This is a genomic window from Pseudorhodoplanes sp. (genome assembly GCF_035565795.1).
In the GTDB taxonomy this organism is placed as follows: Bacteria; Pseudomonadota; Alphaproteobacteria; order Rhizobiales; family Xanthobacteraceae; genus Pseudorhodoplanes.
In genome coordinates this window covers 1-18,298 of the sequence record NZ_DATMRV010000096.1, presented here as the reverse complement: position 1 = coordinate 18,298, position 18,298 = coordinate 1, and the positions used below count along the sequence as shown (strand labels likewise).

Sequence of the window (18,298 nt, the reverse complement as noted above, 5' to 3'; positions counted from 1 at the left end):
AGCATCGGCGACCGGTGCTTCATCAACCAGGTATAAGCCGTGTTACGAACGACCGTCAGGACCCATGCACGAGGGCTCCCGCCGGCAAAGCCGCTGATACCACGGTAGGCGCGCAGACAGGCTTCTTGCAAGATGTCTTCCGCGTCGGTGCGGTTGCCGCTGATCCAACGCGCAAGTGTGAAAGCGTCGGTGAGATGCGGCATGACCACATCCTCGAACCTCGCTTTGTCCTCCTCCCTGCTCATCGTACCCCCTGGGCAGTGAGCCGTCGGCAACAAAGCGTATCTAACAACAGACTCTGAAAGCGAGGCAATTATTCCCGCATTTCCGTCGGGGCAGGCATGACGCCATTCCCGGGAATTTTCGGCCATTCGCCCAAGTCTAGGCTGTGTGCGTCGCAACGAAGCGCCGCACGGCGGCTCCTGAAAGCAGTCGAGCCGCTTCCGGTTGATCGCTAGATCCCTGGAGTCCAGCCATGCGGCCATGCCATGCAATTTTGCTATTCTTATCAACGGTGTGTGTGCCTGTCGTCGGACACTGCGAGACTGTGTGTACTGCGAAATGCGATGCGACACAGATGGCGCCAGACCAGCAACTCGACGAGAGCGTGCCGCTCCAGGAAGACGCCAAGGCATTCCGGGGCTTCTTCGGATATCTCGAGTACGACTTTGCGCCTGACAAGCCGGTCCCAGGGTTTGACCCATTGCCACACCCGGCAGCGCACGAGATCGCCCAGGCTCAGATCAATTAGGTTTCTTCCGCATGCGATCTGTTAAAAAAATAGCGCCGGCGGGTGTACCCGCCGGCGGCTACTTGACTTGATGGCGCACAACATCGGGCGTGAGCCCAATGTGCCTGCCGGACAAGCCTTACCAGGCACCTTCGTCAAGCGCTTCGCGCGTCGTGGGGTCCCGATAGGTGTTGTCGTACGATGCTGCATGGCTCTTTGCATAGGCCTGCGCGGCGTGGTCGTAAGGAGCAGCATTGGCCTGGCTCGCGACGACGAGCAGCGCGAACGCGGCGGCGAAGGGAACGATTTTCAAGATGGTCATTGTTCACTCTCCTGTTTCAGGTCCGCTCGCCTCGTGAGAGCGGCGGACGACCCGGAGATGGGCGCGCCATGCGCGGATCGCTTCGTGAGCGTTGCGGTCGATTGTCCGGTCTTGCTGCAACCGGGGTAGCGCCGCGAAGGTCCGGGTGAAAATCCGATTCAACGCAGAGCTCGGCGACGGCTATCCGTTCGCGCGCAACATTGAATGATCGGCAGCAAGGACGAGAAAGAACGCGACAGCGAGATCCCCAATTATGGCTTCGGAAGCCCATCCGCGTGTTGGCGGTCGTCGGCCGGTCAAGCGCGTTCCGAACCAGCAGGGGTGACGTCATGAGCTGCATCGAGGATCATGCGAAGGTGTCCACCGGCGGAAATGTTCTGTCCCTGAAGGACACCAAGACGCTGCCGCGTCCAGAAGCGAGGGCCCCGGCGGAGAGCGATCCGGACCAGTCCGCTCGGATCAATCTGGATCGCATCACCCGCAGCGCGGCCGCTCGCTCAAAGCGTCGGCGCCGCTTGATGTTCGGAGGCGGAGCACTCGTGGCAGCCGTGCTGCTGGCCGCCGGGTATCTCTACTGGGATTACGCCAATCACTTCGAATCGACCGACGATGCTTTCGTGGCCGCGCGTCAGTTTCTGGTTGCGCCAAGGGTTGCCGGCTACGTCACGGACGTGCCGGTGACCGACAATCAGCACGTGGCCGCTGGCGATGTCATCGCACGGATCGATGATCGGGATTTCCGCGTCGCGCTCGAGCAGGCCGGGGCGCAAGTCACGAACGCGACCGCTACAATCGCGAATGTCGATGCGCAGATTGTGGTCCAGCAGGCGCAGGTCAGCGCAAGCGAAGCGCAGGTCGAGCAGGCGCAGGCGGCGTTGACCTTCGCGGAGCAGCAGGCTGCGCGTTACGGAGATCTCGCCGCGAGTCAGGTTGGTACGCTCCAGATGGCGCAGCAGACCGCGTCACAATTGCAGCAGGCGCAGGCCGCGCTGAGAAATGCGCAAGCCGCTCTGATGGTCGCGCAGCGCCAGATCGAAACGTTGAAGACTCAACGCCGCGTTGCCGAAGCGAACCTGGAACAGGCCAAGGCACAACGCGATCAGGCGCAACTCAATCTGTCCTACACGACGATCACGGCCGCGCAGGCCGGGCGCGTCGTCAATCTGACGGCGGCGGTCGGCCAGTATGCGCAGCCCGGCGTCAGCTTCAGCGCCTTCGTTCCGGACCAGGTGTGGGTGACCGCGAACTACAAGGAAACGCAGCTCGCGCATATTCGCCCCGGTCAGCCCACGACCATGCATATCGATGCGTATCCAGCGCGCCACGTGGCTGGCCACGTTGATTCCGTGCAGTCCGGATCCGGCACGGCCTTTTCGCTGCTCCCGGCACAGAACGCGACCGGCAATTACGTGAAGATCGTCCAGCGCGTGCCGGTCAAGATCGCCATGGACAATCCGCCGGAAGACGTCGCGATCGGCCCCGGCATGTCGGTGGTTCCGACCATCCGCGTCGATGCCTCCCCATCACTCTACGAGCGTTTGCTGAGACTCCGATGAACGCCGCCGGATCCCTTTCGGCAGGACGGGCCGTCAACCCGTGGGTGGTCGCCGTCGTGGTCGCGATGGCGGCCTTCATGGAGGTGCTCGACACCACCATTGCAAATGTCGCGCTGCCTTACATTGCGGGCGGTCTCGCGGTCAGCTCGGACCAGGCATCGTGGGTCATCACGACATATCTCGTCGCCAATGCGGTCTCGTTGACGGCGAGCAGCTACCTCGCGCGGGCACTTGGCCGCAAGAGATTCTATTTGATCTGCGTGCTTCTGTTCACATTCAGTTCGGTGATGTGCGGGCTGGCCTGGGACCTTAATTCCCTGCTCGTGTTCCGCATTCTGCAAGGTCTTGGCGGCGGCGGCATGGTGCCGCTGTCGCAATCGATCCTCGCCGACTCGTTTCCGGCGGAAAAGCGGGGCCAGGCCTTTGCGGTGTTTGGTCTCGCGATCGTGGTGGCGCCGGTCATCGGTCCGACGCTCGGCGGCATCCTCGCCGACAATGTCGGATGGGAATGGTGCTTCCTGGTGAATGGCCCGATCGGCCTACTGACCTTGGCGCTGATCTGGCTGGTGCTTCCGTCCACAACGCGCGTGGAGGCACAGAGCCATCAGCAGCAGGCCGATCTTCGCTTCGACCTCATCGGATTTCTGCTGGTCGCGACGCTTCTGGGGTCGCTCGAGGTCATCCTGGATCGTGGTCAGGAGGACGACTGGTTCGGTTCGCGCTTCATCATCGTTTCCGCGGCCATATGCGTGGCCTCGCTTGTGCTCATGGTGCCATGGCTTGTCACGCGCAAGAATCCGATCATCGATCTTCGGCTGCTCGCGCAGCGCCAGTTTGCCTCTTGCTTCTGCGTGATGCTGCTTGCCGGCGCCATTCTGCTTGCGACCACGCAGTTCCTGCCGCTCCTCGTCCAGCAGAATTTCGGTTACACCGCCACCTGGGCGGGGCTTGTGCTGTCGCCGGGCGGTCTGGTGACGATGATGACGGTGATCGTGGTCGGTCGCTTGCTGACCTTCGTGCAGCCTAAATATCTGATTGCGATCGGCGCATCGATCGTGGCGGCGGGGATGTATGGTCTGACGCGGCTTTATGCGGATGTCGACTTCGCATTCTTCGCCTGGTCGCGCATTGTTGTGGGCGCCGGTCTGCCGCTGATCCTCATTCCGGTGCTCACCGCATCCTATGCCGGGGTGCCAGCCGACAAGACCGACCAGGCGTCCGCCCTGATGAATGCCGCGCGCAATGTAGGCGGGTCGATCGGCATTTCGATCGGCGTCAATGTGCTGGCGGACCGCTCGCAATTCCATCAGAACCGGCTTGTTGAAAGCGTTACCCCATCCAGTCCGGCCTATCAGGAAACGCTGCAACGGATGATCGACTATTTCGTCGCGCAGGGGAGTGCGCTGGCTCAGGCCCGTGGGCAGGCCATTCAGTGGATCGGGGAGCAGGTGCAACAGCAGGCATCGCTCCTGGCCTATATCGACGTGTTCTGGACGTTGATGCTGCTGGCACTCGCCGCGGTGCCGCTGGCTCTGATTCTGAGCAACATCAAACTCGGCGGTGCGGTGGCGGCCGAATAGCTCGGACCAGGCGGTCGGTGCCGGGCCGATTTCGTCGAGGTTCTATCCCGATGCGGCGGTCCCGTTGCTGGTTCGGCCGGACCGTGGTTATACAGCGTCAGGGAGATTGATCCTGCATGCGCGGGTTGCCGCCGGGTCTCCGTCCGAGGGGAAAAGCCATGACTGGTCCGGTGCCCGTGAAGCGCAAGTTATCGCGCTGGATTCCAATCGCGATGGTGCTGTCCGCACTCGCGATCTTTATCGTCGATACATTCACGCCGCTCGATATCGCGATCGCCGTTCTGTACGTCGCGGTCGTGTTGTTGGCGGCGAATGTGTTCGAGCGCCGCGGCGTGCTGCTGGTGTCTGGGACGTGCCTGTTCCTGACTGTTGCCTCCCTGTTGATCTCGCACGGATTGGAGCCGGATACTGCGCTCCTGCGCTGTCTCGTCAGCCTCTCGGCGATCACCATTACGACGTTTCTTGCGCTGGCGAACCAGTCAACGACCATGAGGCTTCGCGAACAGGCGGAACTCCTCGATCTCACCCATGACGCCCTCATGGTCCGCGATATGTCCGGTAAGATCGCTTACTGGAATCGCGGTGCCGAGGAGCTTTACGGCTGGCGGGAAAGCGAGACACTCGGGCGGTCGTCGCACGATCTGCTGCACACGGTTTTCTCCGGATCCCGTGATGCTATCGAAGCGCAATTGCTCGCAAGCGGCCGTTGGGAAGGCGACATCATTCACACGACGCGAGACGGCAGACAGGTCACCGTCGCGAGCCGTTGGGCGTTGCAGCGCGATGAGCGCGGTCAGCCGGCTGCCGTGCTCGAAACAAATACCGATGTGACCGAGCGCAACGAGACACAGGAGGACTTGAATCAGGCGCGAGCCCAGCTTGCCCATGTCACGCGGATTACAACGCTCGGGGAACTGGCCGCATCGATCGCACATGAGGTGAACCAGCCGCTCGCAGCCATCGTGACCAACGGTGAGGTCTGCCTGCGCTGGCTCGATCGGAACCCGCCGGACCTGCAGGAAACGCGGGACGGGGTTACGCGCATCATACAGGCCGCGCGGAGAGCAAGCGATGTGATCGCGCGGCTGCGCGCGCTGTCCCGGCGTGGAGTTTCTGAAAGATCTCCGATCGACGTCGGAGAGGTCGTTACCGAGGTCGTCACCTTGATCGAGCGCGAGATGCTGGTGAACCGCGTGTCGTTGCGGCGCGATGTGGCGTCGCCGCTTATGGCGGTCGGCGACCGGGTTCAGTTGCAGCAGGTGATCATGAACCTGCTGATGAATGGCGTTCAGGCGATGAGTGGCGTCAATGATCGTCCTCGCGTGCTCACGGTGCGAGCAACCGCTCACGACGAGGAGGTGCTGGTCAGTGTCGAAGACAGCGGTGTAGGCGTCGCACCGGAGGATGAGGCTCGGCTGTTTCAGGCGTTCTTCACGACGCGGACCGAAGGCATGGGCATGGGATTGTCGATCAGCCGCTCGATCATTGAGTCGCATGGCGGGCGGATATGGGTGTCGCGCAATAACGGCCCCGGCGCGACGTTTCAATTCACTCTGCCGGCGCTGGAAGCGGCTGCGTCCGCCTGATCGCGGCCGCTCCACACAAAAAAAGCAAGATCGAGCAAGCGGCAGACGCCTGAAGCCCTTAGAACGCGCGGACACGCATCCTCGGCACCGATCAGGACCGTCCTCCCGCCTGAAGCCGTGTGTCGTGAACCCGCTCCCCTCGGGGTTCGTGGATGTGAATTTGCGGGCCGGCGCAGACATGCTGCCGGCCCGTCTTTTTCTCTCGCACAGCATATCAAACTTTGAATGCGACGCCGCCTGTTGGAATAACGTACCGTTTGCAGCATTATCCGTATCCGACTGACAAGACACCGCCGCGGGGGGACATGTTCATCGATCTTCAAGGTCCGGTCTGGAATATCGCTGACGTCTTCGACGGCAGCCGGCACGGCTCGCTCTGAGGTCGAGCCTGATGGTCCAACGCATGCCCCAGAAAGCCGGACGCAAGGACGAACCGACGGTTCTTGTCGTCGACGACGACGAGATGGTGCGCGAGGCCCTTGCAGGGCTCTTCCGGTCGGTCGGGCTGCAGGTGCTTTCCTTTCCGACGGCGGCAGATCTGTGGCGTGCGGAACGCCCGGATGCGGCATGTTGCCTGGTGCTGGATGTCCGGCTGCCCGGCGTCAGCGGGCTCGATTTTCAGGGTGAACTCGCCAAGGCCAATATCAACATCCCGGTCATTTTCATCACCGGACACGGTGATATCCCAATGACGGTCCGGGCGATGAAGGCCGGAGCGGTCGATTTCCTGGCCAAGCCGTTTCGCGACCAGGACATGCTGGATGCGGTCACCGCGGCGCTCGAGCGCGACCGCAAGCGCCGCGAAAGCGAGATGGCAGCGTCGGATGTCAAGGCACGGTTTGAGACACTGACCCCGCGGGAGCGCGAAGTGATGGTGCACGTCACGGCGGGGCTGATGAACAAGCAGGTCGCCGGGCAACTCGGCGTGTCCGAGATTACCGTCAAGATCCACCGCGGTCAGGCGATGCGAAAGATGGGCGCGAAGTCATTGGCCGATCTCGTGCGGATGGCCGAGCTTCTGGGCGTACGCCAGAGTTCCTGAGGCTCGAATCCGGCAATCTAACCGGTACGTATGATTCCGGTTTCGCTCCGGACGGCCCATGTTGGCTTGCAGATGGTGCCGCCTGTGAAGCCCGATCCAACCATGGGCGCGGGCGCTCGCCTTTGAAGGCTCCGATGATTGCCATTGTTGACGATGATGAGGCCGTACGGGTGGCAACTCGGCACCTGGTTCAGGCGCTGGGCTTTGAGACTCAGGCGTTCGCTTCTGCCGAAGATCTGTTGAAGGCTTCGCCCGCGAACGAGTGGTCGTGCGTGATCAGCGACGTGAACATGCCCGGCCTCAGCGGGATCGAACTGCAGCGCCGCCTTGCGGCCGAAGGGCGCAGTGTACCCTTTGTCTTTATCACCGCGTTTCCCGATCAGGCGGTCCAGGACCGCGCGCTGAAGGCGGGGGCGGCCGGCTTCCTCACCAAGCCGTTTGCCAGCTGCGATCTGATCGAATGCCTTGAGCGCGCGCTCCGCGGCAACGACGCGCCAAACCAGCACTAGCTGCCTCTGTATCGGTCCCGTTCTCGCCCGTCTCCACGAGCGGGAGCGCGCGCTCGCCCTTCGGGCTGCGGCCTCATACCTCGGTATGAGCTTGTCGTACCAAGACAGGAATTTGCGACAACCTATGTAAAGCATCGCAATTCCAGTCGGCTGCTTATCCTCACATTCGAAGTTGACACCCGAGCCGGGGCAACCGCTTCGAATCTGAAAGGTGAAAGCCATGCTGACCAATGCGATGACCCCGAAGAGCGCTTTGCAATATGCCAGCCTCGCAATGCCGAACGCGAAATATCCGGCCGGGATCGGGACAGGGGCTGGGCGTGAGACGCTGTCGCGTCCGGATCGTCTCGCACCGCGCGTCGTGTGGCAGGCTCGCTCGGAGGCGACTGTCCAGATATCTCCCCCGGAGCTCGTCAAGCGCCGCACGGCCGTCTGGAACGGAATGAGAGCCGAGATCGTACAGGCGGTCCGGCGAGAGAGGCTGGAAGTCCGCTTTCGCGCCCAGTCTCACCTTCTGGTGATCTACGATCAGGGCGCTCGCAGCGACGGCGAGACTTTCGTCGAAGGGCTCTCGCGCTCGACACTCCGTGATATCCGGCACAAGCTCACATTCGTCCCGGCGGGTCATGAGTACCGGGAATGGCACGATCCGCGGGTCCTGCCGCGCGTGATCTATCTCTACATCGATCCCGCGAGTGTTCCGGCGCATTCGGATGCCGGAGGGAAGACGTCGCTTTCACCGAAATTGTTTTTCGAGAATGCCGCATTGCGCGAGACAGCATTCAAGCTGGCTTCCGCGATCGAATCCGGGGTCGAAGACGACGCAAGTTATCTCCAAGCGCTGGGCGCCGTTCTCGTGCATGAACTGGTTCGGCTCGATAAGGGCGGTGCTGCGAGGCAGGCGCAGGCGCGCGGCGGGCTTGCGGGTTGGCAGCAGCGTGCGGTCGCGTCCTTCATCGAGGAGCATCTCGACCAGCAGATTCCCCTGGCCAAGCTCGCCGAGCTTGCGCGCCTCAGCCCGTACTATTTCTGCCGGGCCTTCAAGGAATCGTTCGGATTGCCGCCCCATCGCTACCATACAAGCCGTCGCATCGATCGGGCCAAGGAATTGCTCGCGAATGCAGCGCAATCGGTGACCGAGATCGGCCTCGCACTTGGCTTCAGCGAGACCAGTTCGTTCACCACGGCGTTCCGCAAGACGACCGGAACGACGCCTTCCGCCTATCGTAAGAGCCTGGCGTGAGGCACGGGACGCATCGGGTGGCCCACGAAGCCGCCCGATGTGTCGCAATGGCGACGGTCCGCCATCCGCCACCCTTTGAAGGTAGGACAAGCGAAAAGCCGGGCGTCACCGCCCGGCTTTTGCTTTTCACGCACGCTGCTCACTCATGCTGCGTCAGGCGGCGGTGCTTTTTCCGGGGGGCGCTTCAATTCAGGCGGCCAGCACGCCAACCTAAACCTAAGTACGAGTACGCCGTCCGATCGTAGGACGCGTTTGAACCCAAGTCAGATAGAGGCGGCGGAGCGCCGGTTTCATAGTTCGCTCCAGCAGGCGATCAAGACCGGAATGCAAACGGCAATTGATGGATTGCCAATCGCCGAGATAGGCGAACGCGGTCCGGACGCTTTGATGTCCTGCGTTTCTCAACGCGCAGCCAATGGCGGTTGCGGTTGCAAGGCAGGAGTCAGAACATGGGCTATCTTAAATCTTTGCTGGCCGGCGCTGGTGCGCTGTCGCTGGTTGCTGTTGGCACTTCGGCGAATGCGCAGGAGATCAAGAATATCGTGCTGGTGCACGGAGCGTGGGTCGATGCATCCGGCTGGAAGCCGGTCTACGACATTCTCAAGCGCGAAGGCTTCAATGTCACCATGGTGCAGGAGCCGGAAACGTCGTTCGCCGCGGACGTCACTGCTGCCAAGCGCGTTCTCGATCTGCAGGACGGCCCGACGCTTCTGGTTGGCCACAGCTATGGCGGTTCGATCATCACCGAAGCCGGTGTCCATCCGAACGTCGTCGGGCTGGTCTATGTCGCCGCTCACGCCCCGGACGTCGGCGAAGACGAGGGCTCGCTCGGCAAGAAGATGCCGAGTGTGCTCGCCAAGACGCCCGGCGCGATCAAGGTGACGCCGGACGGCTTCACTTATCTGAACCCGCCCGAATTCCCGAAGCTGTTCGCACCGGATCTGCCGCGCGAGCGTGCCGAGTTTTCGGCGCGGTCGCAGGTGCTGGCTGCAACCGGTGTCTTTAATACCCCGCTGACGGCGGCCGCCTGGAAGACCAAGCCGAGCTGGGGGATCGTTGCGGGCAACGATCAGATCATCAATCCGGATCTTGAGCGCTTCTACTATGCCCGCGCCAAGAGCAAGACGATCGAAATTCCGGGCGCCAGCCACTCGGTCTACGAGTCGCATCCGCGCGAAGTCGCGGCAGTGATTACGCAGGCCGCGCGAACTGCCCAAAGCGTCATGACCGCGCGTCCGCAAAACTGACTGAGCTAACTCCGGAGGAGCGCGACGGCTGCCCCTCCGGAGCCACCTTCGTCGCCCGTCTTAGCCATGCGAACAGGAGAAGCAAATGGCCACCACCAAAGCGAATGTGTCCGATTTCGTTCCCAACCGTTCGACGCCAACATTCGGTAACCCGGATTTGCCGCCTGAGGGTCGGATCAACACAAGAGGAAATCCCGAGAGCTTGCGCAGCGATGGGCCGCACAATCCGGCGATCGAAAGCCAATTCCCCTCGCAGATGGATCCGCCCGCTACCGACGTCAGCACGCAGCCGTTTTTCTGGTCCTCCTTCAATATCTCGCCGAAGCGCTTTCAGAATGGAGGCTGGGCGCGTGAGCTGACGTCCGAGGATTTCAAGATTTCGGATGAGATCGCGGGCGTCAACATGCACCTTGCCCCGGGCGGCATCCGCGAGCTGCACTGGCACCAGACGGCCGAGTGGGCGATCATGACACGCGGAAAATGTCGTATCACCACGCTCGACTTGCAGGGGCGTCCCAGCGTCGAGGATGTGGAGGAAGGCGATCTCTGGTTTTTCCCGGCCGGTCTGCCGCACTCGTTGCAGGGCCTCGGTCCCGATGGCGCAGAGTTTGTCCTGGCGTTCGATGATGGCAAACAGTCCGAGAGCAACACGCTGCTCGTAACAGACTGGATCGCGCATACGCCACCTGACATTCTGGCCAAGAATTTTGGCGTGCCGAAAGAGGTCTTCAGCAACATTCCCCTCAACAATCTCTGGATCTTCCAGGGCAAAGAGCCGGGCGATCTTGCGGCCGACCGGATAGCGGCGCGTGTTCAGCCCGGACCCGAACCTGTGGTGTTCCGGCTGTCACGGTCCAAACCGGTGAAGGAAAACAGCGGCGGCCGCATTCAGCTTGCCGACAGCACCAATTTCAAGATTTCAAGAACGATGGCGGCGGCCCTCGTCACCGTCGAGCCCGGTGGGATGCGCGAGCTTCACTGGCACCCGAATGCCGACGAGTGGCAGTACTACCTGCGCGGAAAGGCCCGGATGACGGTTTTCAACACCGGTCCGAAGGCCACGACCAATGACTTCCGCGCGGGCGACGTCGGAGTCGTGCGGAAAAATCTCGGCCATTATGTCGAGAACACCGGCGACGACGTCATGCAGTATGTGGAGGTGTTCCGCGCCAACCAATACGAAGAAGTCTCGCTATCCAACTGGTTCGGTCATCTGCCGCCCGAACTGCTCATGCAGCATTTGAATCTCACGAGTGAGGATGTCGCGAAACTCGCGAACAGCACGCGTGGAATTGTCCCGGTTTGAAAGCTGCCTGTGCGGGAGGTCGCGGGTCCGCGGCCTCCCGATCAATGGAGATGGTCGTGGCAACCGCGGTCGCACCTTCGGCAAGTCTGGCTCAACCCGCTGCATCGCCTGTACGATTGCCGCGTTCGCCTGCGGTCTTCGCGGCGTGTGCAACGGCAATTGCCGGTTATCTCGATGCCGTCGGTTACGCCCAGCTCAGTCATCTGTACGTCTCATTCATGAGCGGAAACAGTACGCATCTGGGCATGTCGATAGCGGACGGAGCCTGGAGCGACGTAATCTCAGCGGTAACGGTGGTTGCGGCGTTCGTCATTGGTTCCGCGTTGGGTCCGATGGTTTCGGCGAGAAGCGGGGCCAGCGGAATACGCGACGTGCTGCTGGCTGAGCTTCTCGTCCTCCTGGTGGCGTTGACGCTTGCCGCCACCGGCGGTCCAAGGCCGGCCCTGTTCATTGTTGCAGTCGCGATGGGAATGCAGAACGCGATGCATCAGCTCATTTCGGGAGCGGATGTCGGCAGAAGCTTCATCACCGGTGCTCTGTCCAGCCTTGGACAATCGCTCGCGCAATTGCTTGGCGGCAAGGGATGCGTTCGACGCACCCTTGTCCTTGCCGCGTCTTGGCTGGCTTTCGTGTTCGGTGCGGTCGCCGGCAGCTTTGCTCTCGCGAGTGTCGGATTGCTGCCGGCGCTGATAATCGTCGTTGTGCTGTTGGCGCTTGCAACTCTGCTTTTTGTCGTGAGGCTTCTCTGAGTATCGACGTCACCCCAGGAGACCGCTCACAGCGTTACGGTAGTTTCCGGACAGCTCCCTCCGCGGCGCTGGATGCGAAGGCAGCGTAGGCCCGCAGCGCGGTGGAAACGCGGCGCTTGCGTGCCTTGGGGTGCCATGCATCAGGCCCACGCGCTTCCATGGCCGCCCGGCGTTGCTGCAATGTGGCGTCGTCGACCCGCAGCACGATGGAGCGGCGCGGAATATCGATGTCGATTTCATCGCCTTCTTCGACAAGACCGATCGCGCCGCCGCTGGCAGCTTCCGGAGAAACGTGGCCAATCGACAATCCCGACGATCCGCCCGAGAAGCGGCCATCCGTGATCAGCGCGCAGACTTTCCCGAGACCCATCGATTTGAGATAGCTGGTAGGGTACAGCATTTCCTGCATCCCCGGTCCGCCGCGCGGTCCTTCGTACCGGACCAGAACGATATCGCCCGGCTTGATCTTGCCTTTGAGGATGCCGTCCACGGCTTCGTCCTGGCTCTCGAAAATGCGAGCACGCCCGGAGAAAGTCTGGAGTGAGGCATCGACACCGGCCGTCTTCACGATGCAGCCATCCAGCGCGATATTTCCGTAAAGCACCGCAAGTCCGCCATCCGAGCTGAACGCGTGATCCTTTTCCCGGATCACGCCGGATTTTCGGTCGAGGTCGACATCGTCATAGCGCCGCTCCTGGCTGAACGGCGTGATCGTGGGAATCCCTCCGGGGGCAGCACGATAGAAGGAGCGCACAGCGTCGCTCTTCGTGCGCTTCAGGTCCCAATGATCGAGGGCTTCGCCGAGTGTTCGGCTGTGCACCGTTCCGACCGACGTATCGATGAGGCCCGCACGATCCAGCTCGCCGAGGATGGACATGATCCCGCCGGCCCGGTGGACATCCTCCATATGGACGTTCGCAACCGAGGGAGCGACCTTGCAAAGGACCGGAACGCGGCGCGACAGACGGTCGATGTCGCGCATGCTGAAGGGGATCTCTCCCTCATGCGCAGCCGCGATCAGATGCAGGACCGTGTTGGTCGAGCCGCCCATGGCGATGTCGACGGTCATGGCGTTTTCGAACGCGCGGAAATTGGCGATCGAACGGGGCAGCACGGACGCGTCATCCTGCTCGTAGTGCCGCCTTGCAAGATCGACAATGAGATGGCCGGCTTCCACGAAGAGCCGCTTGCGGTCAGCGTGCGTTGCCAGAACCGATCCGTTGCCGGGGAGGGCCAGTCCGAGCGCCTCCGTAAGACAGTTCATCGAGTTCGCCGTGAACATGCCCGAGCAGGAACCGCATGTCGGGCAGGCGGAGCGCTCCACCGCTTCGACTTCTTCGTTGCTGACCTTGGGATCGGCGGCCACGACCATGGCGTCGATCAGGTCAACGGAGCGGGTGCTCCCTTTCCACTGGACCTTCCCGGCCTCCATCGGGCCACCCGAGACGAAGATGGTCGGGATGTTGAGGCGGAGCGCCGCCATCAGCATGCCCGGAGTGATCTTGTCGCAGTTGGAAATACACACCAGCGCGTCAGCGCAGTGCGCATTGACCATGAATTCCACGCTGTCGGCGATCAATTCCCGCGACGGCAGGCTGTAAAGCATGCCGTCATGTCCCATTGCGATGCCGTCGTCGACCGCAATCGTGTTGAACTCCTTGGCGACGCCGCCCGCCGCCTCGATCTCCTTGGCGACCATCTGGCCGAGGCCGTGAAGGTGCACATGGCCCGGAACGAACTGGGTGAACGAGTTTGCAATGGCAATGATGGGCTTTCCGAAATCGGCATCGGTCATCCCGGTGGCACGCCACAAGCCGCGAGCGCCAGCCATGTTGCGACCGTGGGTTGAGGTTCGGGAGCGGTAGGGAGGCATCAGCAAATCCAATCGTTGGGCGCGCAAGATCCGGGTGCATAACGCGAGCCTCTTCGCGGATAGTCAAGCGGGGAAGGGCACCCAATACCTGCCGGCAGGTATCGCTTTTAGGACGGATTTTGCCGACTGCCGTCGAGACGCTTGCAGCGAAGATGACACGGGCCCCGGTCTCGGTGCATTTCGTCGACCGCGATGAGCGTGGCGTTGTGGCGGAGCGATGCCCTGCGGACCGCCTCAGTCTGGTCGGGGATTCCTCACGATTTCGAGCAAAAGCGGGCTACGCCCAGAACATGTAGGCTTGGCTGCCCAGCGGCACATTATATGCCCGCATATGCTCGCCGATGGCCTGATTGGGTTCCGCCGGCGCTGGACAGGCCCCGGAGCAGCGAGTAGACGGCTTTCCCCACAGAAAAGGAGCCTCCATGGCCAAGATGTCCAAGACCCAGTTGATTGAAGCGATTGCGGAAGCCAGCCAGGTGGCAAAAAACGACGTCAAGTCGGTTCTCGAGCACCTGACCGAGGTTGGTTACAAGGAACTGCGGGAGGCAGGGGAGTTCACAATCCCGGGCTTTGCGAAGTTTTCCGTCGTGAACAAGCCCGCGACCGAGGCGCGCATGGGCGTCAATCCGTTCACGAAGGAGCCGATGGAATTCAAGGCCAAGCCCGCCAGCAAGACCGTGAAGGCCTCGCCGCTCAAGGTGGCGAAAGACGCCGTCTGAATGTGCTATAGTGCCGCGTCCAACCAAGGAGGCCTATGTGGCTAGCGGCACGGTGAAGTGGTTCAACAGCACGAAGGGTTACGGATTCATTCAGCCGGATGGCGGCGGCAAGGACGTGTTCGTCCACATCTCGGCCGTGGAAAAGATCGGCCTCCGGGGCCTGAATGAAGGCCAGAAGATCCAGTACGAGATCGTTGCGAACCGCGGCAAAGAATCCGCGGAAAATCTCAAGGTCTGATGCTTAATCGGCGCGTGTCAGGCGCCGATTAACACCCTGTCTCGCTCGAGAATTCCGAAGCGGCGCTTTCCTATTCGGAACAAATGCGAGTCTTTTCAAGAACGTAAGGTCAGTGACCGTGTCGATCTGACCTTGCGTCGGCAGCCTTTATGCGACAGCGGAATTCGAGCCAGCGCGGCCGGTTTCCCGCGGGAAGCTGCGTTTGTCAAAACGCTGGTCGGCCTGCCGAAAGAGCTCCACGCGTTCTGGAAGGAGCACCTGGGGTCGCGCGGTTATCAGATCAAGTTCCGGATTGCCGATAGCCGGACGGGATGCCCGGCGACATCAGCACGACGCTGATGTGGCGGTAATCTCAGCCCGGCTGCGCGCTGGCCAGACAGCCTTCAATCCGCGCGGCAACCGCCAGCAGGCGATGGTCTCCTGACGTCGGCCCCATCAGCATGAACCCGACCGGTGCCTCGCCGGGCTCATGGCAGGGCAGCGAAATTGCGCAGCGATCGAGCATGTTGGCGATCGTTGGATTACGCAGCATCAGGAGATTGATCCGTCCATAGGGGTCGTCCTCCGCGAGTTCATCGAGGGTCGGCGCAATGGTGGGGACGGTAGGCATAACAACGGCATCGTAACGCCCGCTGTTCGCCCGAGCCCTTTCGATCAGGTCGCGGCGGGCCTGCTGGACGTCGCGATAATCCGTATCCGACTGTGTTTCACCCTTGAGGATCCGCACGAGCACACGCGGGTCGTATTCGTCGCCTCGCTCTTCAAGCCAGCGGCGGTGATAGAGATACGCCTCGCGGGCGGCGAGGCCGCCCTTGGCGTTGATCGTCGGGATATCATGAAACTCAGGCATGTCAGCCACGATGATATTGGCCCCCGCGGACGAGAGCCGGCTGAGCGCGCGATCGAAGGCTGCAGCGGTCGGCTGATCGATCCCGTCGAAGACATAGGACGACGGAACGGCGAAGGTCAGCGAGGACAGATCCACGTGTGATGGCGCGAAGCACTCTCCGCTGATGACCTCATCGACAGCGGCGCAGCACGCAACCGAATGCCCGATGCTGCCGATTGAATCGAGCGAGGTCGACAGCGGCATCGTACCGGAGGAGGGGACGCGCGAAGCGGTCGGCTTGAAGCCGACCAGGCCGCAAAGGGCGGCCGGTATGCGGCACGAACCGCCTGTGTCGGTGCCAAGCGCAACTGTTGCCATCCCGTCGCTGACGGACACAGCCGCTCCGGATGAGGAGCCTCCCGGTATGCGCCGGTTCGCGCGGTCGTAAGGGTTGAGAGGGGTGCCGTAATGCGGATTGATGCCGAGGCCGGAGAATGCGAATTCGGTCATGTTGGTGCGGCCGACCGGGACGAAGCCGGCAGATTTCAGGCGTGCCACGACCTCGGCATCGCGCGCGGCCGGCGCGGCATCCTTCAGCAGTGTCGAGCCGGATGTCGTCACGTCGCCGGCGACATCGAACAGATCCTTGATGCTGATTGTCACGCCGGCGTAGCGCGGAATGGATTGCCCGCTCTTGGCATCCCGGTCGTAGCGTGCGGCGACATCGGCCGCGTCCTCGTAGACCTTCAGGAAGGCGCGGCGTCCTTCGCCTGAGGGGTCGGCGATCCTTTCAAGCTGGCCCCGAACCATGGTTTCGCGGTCCGTCCCGCTTGCGAAGCGTTCGAGCGCGCCGCGAACCGTCGCGCTTCGCTCGAGACCGGGGGCGCCGGTTCTGGCCTTGCTCATGGGTTTCTCCACTTCAATCGCATCAGGCCCGGCTGTCATGCCGGTTATCCAACAGTTATTCTAGTGAAATTTCACAAATTGTCGCAGTCTCAGCGATTTTTTGTTGAATGTTGGGCATTATTACCGTAGACGATATTTCAGTGAAATTTCAGAGGCTCCATGCTCGACCTGACGTTCCACGACACTGCCCCTCGAAACGAGAGGGCCGCGCCGTCCAGATTGGTGGTCGCCGGCTGGACCGGCCGTGACGCTGCCGCGGTCGCGCACCACATCGAGGAGTTGAAGGCGCTCGGCGTTCCGCCGCCCTCGCGCACGCCGATCTTCTATCTGGGCAGCCTTTCGCGCGTGACCTGCGCCGGCGCCATCGAGGTTCTGGGCGGCGACACGAGCGGCGAAGCCGAGTTTGTCCTGCTCCAGCACAAGGGCGTGCTCTGGGTCGGCATCGGTTCCGATCACACCGACCGTAAGCTGGAAACATACGGCGTCGCGGCTTCGAAGCAGATCTGCGACAAGCCGATCGGCACGGAGTTCTGGCGCTACGACGCCGTTGCCTCGCACTGGGATCAGCTTCAGTTGCGTTCGTATGCCACGATCGGCGGCAAGCGCGAGCTGTATCAGGACGGCCCGGTGGCCAGGATGCTGTCACCGGCGACTCTGCTCTCGCTTTACAATGACGGCGGCGCCCTTCCGGAGGGCACGGTGATGTTCTGCGGGACACTGGCCGCCATCGGTGGCATTCGTCCGGCCGATCGTTTCGAGTGCGAGTTGATCGACCCGGTTCTGCAGCGCTCGATCCGCTGCAGCTACGACATCAACGTTCTGCCGATCGTCAACTGACGGCGCACACCATGAAGCAGAAGCGCAACATCAAGCAGGCTCAGCAGTCTCCCTGGACGCCTGCGCCTCTGACTGTTGTGCCCCCGACGTCTCCTTCGCTGCGCGATGTGGCTTATGACGCGATCAAGCATCGCATCATTACCTGCGTGTTCAAGCCGGGCGATTACCTCAACGAAGCCTTCGTCTCGGCGACGATCGGCATCGGCCGTACGCCTGTGCATCAGGCGATAGACCGGCTGACCCAGGATGGCCTCCTTGAGGTCATTCCGCGCAAGGGTGTGATCGTGAAGCCCGTCAGCCTCGACGAGGTTGCGCAGATCATCGACGCGCGCCGCATCAACGAGCCTTATTGCGCGCGTATCGCCGCCGAGCGCGCGGACCACATCGACATCTCCGTGCTAGGAGACATCCTGAATCGAGCCGACGCATGGACAGAGGTACGCAATATCGAGCAGATGATGCTGCTCGATCGCGAGTTCCACATCGCATTGGCGCGCGCCGCAAAAAATGCGGTGATCTCGGGCATTCTGCAGAATCTGCACGATCGCTCGCTGCGCTTCTGGTTCATTTCTCTTACCGCGCACGATCATCATCGCGAAGTCCAGAAAGAGCATCGCGCGATCTTCGAGGCGATCAGGGCGCACGATCCTGATGCCGCCGCGCGGGCGATGATCGAGCATATCGATTCCTTCCGTCGCAACGTCACGCGCTATCTCGAGCGGGGACACACATGACAAAGCCGCACTTGGAATTCTTTTCCCTCGATATGAACGAAGGCTGGGCCTCGCCGCCCGGATATCCGGCGGGGATCCAGCAGAAGATCCTGACCAGCGATCTCGACGAAACGAACAAGACCGGAAGCCGCACGCGGCTGCTTCGCTTCGCTCCCGGCGAATACACCACCGCGCCGTTCGTTCACGACCATTGGGAAGAAGTCTACCTGATGTCGGGTGACCTGATCGTCGGCAACGACGCCAACGGCAACGGCGGCGAGCGCTTTGTGGCGCCGACCTATGCCTGCCGCCC

At 62.0% G+C, this 18,298-nt stretch carries 19 protein-coding genes; 15 read left to right on the top strand and 4 right to left on the bottom strand.

The genetic code is table 11. The features are described 5' to 3' along the window. Positions 1-203: sigma factor (locus VNZ93_RS09485; protein ID WP_325703444.1), on the bottom strand; the 203-nt coding region annotated here is incomplete at its 3' end. Positions 204-577: 374 nt separating this feature from the next. On the opposite strand from VNZ93_RS09485, the gene VNZ93_RS09480 reads away from it, so the two are divergent. After that, complete coding sequence (locus tag VNZ93_RS09480) at positions 578-751, top strand: hypothetical protein (RefSeq protein ID WP_325703441.1); 174 nt, start codon at positions 578-580, stop codon at positions 749-751. 118 nt (positions 752-869) lie between these two features. Here VNZ93_RS09480 and VNZ93_RS09475 read toward each other — a convergent pair whose 3' ends face one another. After that, positions 870-1,052: a hypothetical protein gene (locus VNZ93_RS09475; RefSeq protein ID WP_325703438.1), complete on the bottom strand. Its 183-nt coding sequence runs from the start codon at positions 1,050-1,052 to the stop codon at positions 870-872. A 329-nt stretch (positions 1,053-1,381) separates the two neighbouring features. Here VNZ93_RS09475 and VNZ93_RS09470 point away from each other — a divergent pair, with 329 nt between their 5' ends. From VNZ93_RS09470 to VNZ93_RS09430, 9 genes are all read left to right on the top strand, one after another. Continuing rightward, a complete protein-coding gene (locus VNZ93_RS09470) occupies positions 1,382-2,608 on the top strand; it encodes an HlyD family secretion protein (protein WP_414710034.1) in 1,227 nt (408 codons plus the stop codon). Continuing rightward, positions 2,605-4,188, top strand: coding sequence for a DHA2 family efflux MFS transporter permease subunit (locus VNZ93_RS09465; RefSeq protein ID WP_325703435.1), 1,584 nt, complete (start codon positions 2,605-2,607; stop codon positions 4,186-4,188). The genes VNZ93_RS09470 and VNZ93_RS09465 overlap by 4 nt, the downstream gene beginning before the upstream one ends. 158 nt (positions 4,189-4,346) lie before the next feature. Continuing rightward, a complete protein-coding gene (locus VNZ93_RS09460) occupies positions 4,347-5,774 on the top strand; it encodes a sensor histidine kinase (protein WP_325703432.1) in 1,428 nt (475 codons plus the stop codon). Between the two features lie 391 nt (positions 5,775-6,165). Then, the gene (locus VNZ93_RS09455) at positions 6,166-6,816 is read left to right on the top strand and encodes a response regulator transcription factor (protein WP_414710033.1); all 651 of its coding nucleotides are present in this window, start codon (positions 6,166-6,168) and stop codon (positions 6,814-6,816) included. Between the two features lie 134 nt (positions 6,817-6,950). Beyond that, positions 6,951-7,325: a response regulator transcription factor gene (locus VNZ93_RS09450; protein ID WP_325703426.1), complete on the top strand. Its 375-nt coding sequence runs from the start codon at positions 6,951-6,953 to the stop codon at positions 7,323-7,325. 220 nt (positions 7,326-7,545) lie between these two features. Beyond that, a complete protein-coding gene (locus tag VNZ93_RS09445) occupies positions 7,546-8,568 on the top strand; it encodes an AraC family transcriptional regulator (RefSeq protein WP_325703423.1) in 1,023 nt (340 codons plus the stop codon). A 449-nt stretch (positions 8,569-9,017) separates the two neighbouring features. Further along, positions 9,018-9,815, top strand: coding sequence for an alpha/beta hydrolase (locus VNZ93_RS09440; protein WP_325703420.1), 798 nt, complete (start codon positions 9,018-9,020; stop codon positions 9,813-9,815). 85 nt (positions 9,816-9,900) lie between these two features. After that, the gene (locus VNZ93_RS09435; RefSeq protein WP_325703417.1) at positions 9,901-11,121 is read left to right on the top strand and encodes a cupin domain-containing protein; all 1,221 of its coding nucleotides are present in this window, start codon (positions 9,901-9,903) and stop codon (positions 11,119-11,121) included. A gap of 56 nt (positions 11,122-11,177) precedes the next feature. Continuing rightward, the gene (locus tag VNZ93_RS09430; RefSeq protein ID WP_325703414.1) at positions 11,178-11,870 is read left to right on the top strand and encodes a YoaK family protein; all 693 of its coding nucleotides are present in this window, start codon (positions 11,178-11,180) and stop codon (positions 11,868-11,870) included. Positions 11,871-11,904: 34 nt separating this feature from the next. Here VNZ93_RS09430 and ilvD read toward each other — a convergent pair whose 3' ends face one another. Next, entirely contained in the window at positions 11,905-13,743 is a 1,839-nt protein-coding gene (gene ilvD, locus VNZ93_RS09425) for a dihydroxy-acid dehydratase (protein ID WP_325703411.1), read from the bottom strand. 422 nt (positions 13,744-14,165) lie between these two features. Between ilvD and VNZ93_RS09420 the strand changes: the two genes are divergently transcribed. Both VNZ93_RS09420 and VNZ93_RS09415 read left to right on the top strand, forming a co-directional pair. Next, a complete protein-coding gene (locus tag VNZ93_RS09420; RefSeq protein WP_325703408.1) occupies positions 14,166-14,462 on the top strand; it encodes an HU family DNA-binding protein in 297 nt (98 codons plus the stop codon). Positions 14,463-14,499: 37 nt separating this feature from the next. Continuing rightward, positions 14,500-14,700 (top strand): cold-shock protein, encoded by a 201-nt coding sequence (locus VNZ93_RS09415; RefSeq protein WP_325703447.1) that lies wholly within the window; start codon positions 14,500-14,502, stop codon positions 14,698-14,700. A 352-nt stretch (positions 14,701-15,052) separates the two neighbouring features. On the opposite strand, the gene VNZ93_RS09410 is transcribed toward VNZ93_RS09415, so the two are convergent. After that, positions 15,053-16,435, bottom strand: coding sequence for an amidase (locus VNZ93_RS09410; protein ID WP_325703405.1), 1,383 nt, complete (start codon positions 16,433-16,435; stop codon positions 15,053-15,055). Between the two features lie 159 nt (positions 16,436-16,594). Between VNZ93_RS09410 and VNZ93_RS09405 the strand changes: the two genes are divergently transcribed. The 3 genes from VNZ93_RS09405 to VNZ93_RS09395 all read left to right on the top strand — a co-directional run. Beyond that, entirely contained in the window at positions 16,595-17,272 is a 678-nt protein-coding gene (locus VNZ93_RS09405; RefSeq protein WP_325703402.1) for a DUF2848 domain-containing protein, read from the top strand. Positions 17,273-17,283: 11 nt separating this feature from the next. Further along, positions 17,284-18,006 carry a GntR family transcriptional regulator gene (locus VNZ93_RS09400; RefSeq protein WP_325703399.1) on the top strand — a complete coding sequence of 241 codons (723 nt, stop codon included), beginning with the start codon at positions 17,284-17,286 and terminating at the stop codon, positions 18,004-18,006. Then, the coding region (locus VNZ93_RS09395) for a cupin (RefSeq protein WP_325703396.1) at positions 18,003-18,298 on the top strand (296 nt) is incomplete at its 3' end. The genes VNZ93_RS09400 and VNZ93_RS09395, both read left to right, overlap by 4 nt.

Bases quoted from the DNA above. Each gene is read 5' to 3' on its own strand.
- VNZ93_RS09400 (WP_325703399.1), top strand. From the start codon at position 17,284: ATGAAGCAGAAGCGCAACATCAAGCAGGCTCAGCAGTCTCCCTGGACG.
- ilvD (WP_325703411.1), bottom strand. From the start codon at position 13,743: ATGCCTCCCTACCGCTCCCGAACCTCAACCCACGGTCGCAACATGGCT.
- VNZ93_RS09460 (WP_325703432.1), top strand. From the start codon at position 4,347: ATGACTGGTCCGGTGCCCGTGAAGCGCAAGTTATCGCGCTGGATTCCA.
- VNZ93_RS09480 (WP_325703441.1), top strand. From the start codon at position 578: ATGGCGCCAGACCAGCAACTCGACGAGAGCGTGCCGCTCCAGGAAGAC.
- VNZ93_RS09405 (WP_325703402.1), top strand. From the start codon at position 16,595: ATGCTCGACCTGACGTTCCACGACACTGCCCCTCGAAACGAGAGGGCC.
- VNZ93_RS09440 (WP_325703420.1), top strand. From the start codon at position 9,018: ATGGGCTATCTTAAATCTTTGCTGGCCGGCGCTGGTGCGCTGTCGCTG.
- VNZ93_RS09450 (WP_325703426.1), top strand. From the start codon at position 6,951: ATGATTGCCATTGTTGACGATGATGAGGCCGTACGGGTGGCAACTCGG.
- VNZ93_RS09455 (WP_414710033.1), top strand. From the start codon at position 6,166: ATGGTCCAACGCATGCCCCAGAAAGCCGGACGCAAGGACGAACCGACG.
- VNZ93_RS09435 (WP_325703417.1), top strand. From the start codon at position 9,901: ATGGCCACCACCAAAGCGAATGTGTCCGATTTCGTTCCCAACCGTTCG.
- VNZ93_RS09420 (WP_325703408.1), top strand. From the start codon at position 14,166: ATGGCCAAGATGTCCAAGACCCAGTTGATTGAAGCGATTGCGGAAGCC.
- VNZ93_RS09410 (WP_325703405.1), bottom strand. From the start codon at position 16,435: ATGAGCAAGGCCAGAACCGGCGCCCCCGGTCTCGAGCGAAGCGCGACG.
- VNZ93_RS09475 (WP_325703438.1), bottom strand. From the start codon at position 1,052: ATGACCATCTTGAAAATCGTTCCCTTCGCCGCCGCGTTCGCGCTGCTC.
- VNZ93_RS09470 (WP_414710034.1), top strand. From the start codon at position 1,382: ATGAGCTGCATCGAGGATCATGCGAAGGTGTCCACCGGCGGAAATGTT.
- VNZ93_RS09445 (WP_325703423.1), top strand. From the start codon at position 7,546: ATGCTGACCAATGCGATGACCCCGAAGAGCGCTTTGCAATATGCCAGC.
- VNZ93_RS09465 (WP_325703435.1), top strand. From the start codon at position 2,605: ATGAACGCCGCCGGATCCCTTTCGGCAGGACGGGCCGTCAACCCGTGG.